This is a genomic window from Enterobacter sp. EC_64 (assembly GCF_019584165.1).
GTDB lineage: Bacteria > Pseudomonadota > Gammaproteobacteria > Enterobacterales > Enterobacteriaceae > Enterobacter > Enterobacter roggenkampii.
The window spans coordinates 1-2,249 of the sequence record NZ_VDAS01000064.1; the positions used below are offsets into that span (position 1 = coordinate 1).

Genomic DNA, 2,249 nt, shown 5'->3' on the forward strand with positions numbered 1-2,249 from the left:
AGTGCTGAATTCACTATCGGCGAAGGTGAGTTGATGGCTCATGATGTCCCTCTGGGATGCGCTCCGGATGAATATGATGATCTCATATCAGGAACTTGTTCGCACCTTCCCTAATCTGTGACGAAGATCTATAATCCCAAGGCACTTCTCATCTGGTCGTTGTTGTTTAGGCTAGCTAATTTTACAGTGTTGTCAGGACTTATTTTGACTTTAGCGGAGCAGTGGAAGAATGACAAAATATGCTTTGGTAGGAGATGTAGGCGGTACCAATGCACGTCTGGCACTGTGCAACGTAGAAAATGGCGACATCACTCAGGCAAAAACCTATTCGGGCCTCGATTTTCCGAGCCTGGAAGCGGTTGTGGTGCATTATCTCAAAGAGCACAGTGTTAGTGTGACTGACGGTTGTATCGCAATTGCTTGCCCGATTACCGGCGATTGGGTGGCGATGACCAACCATACCTGGGCATTCTCTACCGCTGAGATGAAAAAGAATCTTGGCTTTGAACATCTGGAAATCATTAACGACTTCACCGCTGTTTCGATGGCTATTCCGATGATCAAAGATGAGCATCTGATTAAGTTTGGCGGCGGTGAGCCAATCAAAGGTAAACCTGTTGCGGTATATGGCGCAGGTACCGGGCTTGGTGTGGCGCATCTCGTTCACGTTGATAAACGCTGGGTTAGCCTACCGGGTGAGGGCGGTCATGTTGATTTTGCGCCAAACAGTGAAGAAGAGGGGATTATCCTCGAAGAACTGCGCACCGAAATTGGTCATGTTTCCGCTGAACGAGTGCTGTCAGGACCAGGTTTGGTGAATCTGTACCGCGCTATTGTTAAATCCGATGGTCGCGAGCCGCAGGGTTATAAACCGAAAGATATTACTGAACGAGCGCTAGAAGATAGCTGCACCGACTGTCGTCGTGCGCTGTCTTTGTTCTGTGTGATCATGGGGCGTTTTGGTGGCAACCTGGCTCTGACTCTGGGAACGTTTGGTGGTGTTTACATCGCAGGTGGGATCGTGCCGCGTTTCCTGGAATTCTTTAAAGCATCCGGTTTCCGTGGTGGTTTTGAAGACAAAGGGCGTTTTAAAGAGTACGTACAAAATATCCCGGTCTACTTGATTGTGCATGATCAACCTGGACTGCTGGGTGCTGGCGCGCATCTGCGTCAGACGCTGGGACAGGTTCTTTAGTAGTCTAAAAAAATGGTGGATAACGCTTATCCACCCTACAAATCGGGTGCAAATTCCTGCGCCCGATTTACAAGCGCATCAACGCACGAAACTCTTTTACCTTGCTGCGACTCACCGGCACCTGAAAATCCAAATCCCGCAGGCGTAAAATATAAGTATTGTTAAACCACGGCTCTATCTCGCGGATTTTGCTTAAGTTAACGCAATATGAACGGTGGCAGCGGAAGAAGTGGCTTTCGGGCAGCCTGTGGCAAAACTCGGTGATATTCATCGACATCACATAGGCTTCACGTCGCGTATAAACAAACGTCATTTTCTCGTGCGCTTCGGCGTAATAAATATCGTTGATGTCGGTGACGATAATTCGCTCATCTTTCACCAGGTTAATCGTCAACGCTTCGCGGTTCGTCGTATTCCCAGACGCCGGGGCATTCTGTTGCTGGTATGCAGCTTCCAGTTTTTGCAGCATGCCGATAATGCGCGACTCCTGGTAAGGTTTCAGAATGTAGTCGAACGCTTCAAGTTCAAACGCTTCTACCGCATGTTCTTTCCAGGCAGTGATAAACACGATAAATGGCTTATGGGCAAATTTACTGATGTTTTGCGCCAATAACACGCCATCTAAAGAAGGGATGTTTATATCTAAAAAAATAGCGTCAACTTCATGATGTTGCAGGTATTTCAGTACATCCATGCCATCGTCAAAGATACCAGCCACTTCCATCTGGCTATGTTCTTTTATCAACCAGTTAAGCTCCTGCTGCGCCAGCACTTCATCTTCTACGATGAGAACTTTCATGCATTTCCTCCTTGCTGCGACAATAACGGCGGAACGACAGTAGCGGCGTGAGGAATGTAAAACGCAATTTCCGTACCCGGCTCAAGACGGCGGATAACCAACCCCTCTCCATAGAGTAATTTTACGCGATGGTGCACATTTAAGGAAGGTGCGAATAAGCAGGTCATTTCTTCCCAAGCTGACTCGCTGATTAAAATTTCGCGGATCTGGGCCGATTTTTTTCCCGCAAACACATCGAATCAGCCTATTTAGGCT

The 2,249-nt window shown here is 47.8% G+C and carries 2 protein-coding genes and 1 pseudogene; 1 reads left to right on the top strand and 2 read right to left on the bottom strand.

All coding sequences use genetic code 11. From position 1 onward, the window contains the following. Positions 1-229 precede the first annotated feature (229 nt). A complete protein-coding gene (glk, locus tag FHC52_RS22420) occupies positions 230-1,195 on the top strand; it encodes a glucokinase (RefSeq protein ID WP_195207115.1) in 966 nt (321 codons plus the stop codon). A gap of 67 nt (positions 1,196-1,262) precedes the next feature. On the opposite strand, the gene FHC52_RS22425 is transcribed toward glk, so the two are convergent. Both FHC52_RS22425 and FHC52_RS22885 read right to left on the bottom strand, forming a co-directional pair. Beyond that, a complete protein-coding gene (locus FHC52_RS22425) occupies positions 1,263-1,994 on the bottom strand; it encodes a LytTR family DNA-binding domain-containing protein (RefSeq protein WP_181553098.1) in 732 nt (243 codons plus the stop codon). Continuing rightward, positions 1,991-2,137 (bottom strand): annotated as a pseudogene (locus FHC52_RS22885) (hypothetical protein); the annotation flags it as partial. The pseudogene FHC52_RS22885 and the gene FHC52_RS22425, both read right to left, overlap by 4 nt. Positions 2,138-2,249 lie beyond the last annotated feature (112 nt).